The 763-nt window shown below is 67.5% G+C and carries 1 pseudogene; it reads right to left on the bottom strand.

Going from position 1 to position 763, the window contains the following annotated elements:
- Positions 1-763: pseudogene (locus V9L18_RS21995) on the bottom strand (urocanate hydratase); the annotation flags it as partial.

Consider the following 763-nt stretch of genomic DNA (forward strand, 5'->3'; position numbering starts at 1 on the left):
GCACTGGTCTGGTCCGTGACGATATCAACGGTGAGTTCACCGGCGGTGTGGCGGCGCAGGATCTCCGGGAAGACCTCGGCGGCGTTGCCCACATAGCCTACCGACCAGCCGCGGCGCTCTGCCTTGGCTGCCAGGACCTTGGCGATGGCGGCGTCGAGATCGGTTTCCACCTCATCGAGGTAACGCTTGCCCGCCCGGCGGCGCAGCCGGGTCTCGTCGACGTCGACGATCAGGCAGGCACCATCGTTCAGGGTCACCGCCAGCGGCTGCGCCCCGCCCATGCCCCCGCACCCGCCGGTCAGGGTCAACGTCCCGGCGAGGGTGCCGTTCTCATCCCCGGTCAGCTTCCGCGCGATCGCGGCGAACGTCTCAAAAGTGCCCTGCAGGATGCCCTGGGTACCGATGTAGATCCAGGACCCGGCCGTCATCTGCCCGTACATCATCAGGCCTTCGGCCTCGAGCCGGCGGAACTCGGGCCAGTTCGCCCAGTCACCGACGAGGTTGGAGTTCGCCAACAGCACCCGCGGCGCCCACTCGTTAGTGCGGAACACCCCCACCGGCTTGCCGGACTGCACCAGCAGGGTCTCGTCCTTCTCCATGGTCTCCAGCGTCCGGGTGATCGCATCGAACGCCGCCCAGGACCGGACAGCCCGGCCCGTACCGCCGTAAACCACCAGGTCATCAGGGCGTTCGGCGACCTCCGGGTCCAGGTTGTTCATCAGCATCCGCAGCGGAGCTTCCGTCTGCCAGCTCTTAGCGGTCA

The organism is Pseudarthrobacter sp. CCNWLW217 (genome assembly GCF_037203985.1).
In the GTDB taxonomy this organism is placed as follows: Bacteria; Actinomycetota; Actinomycetes; order Actinomycetales; family Micrococcaceae; genus Arthrobacter.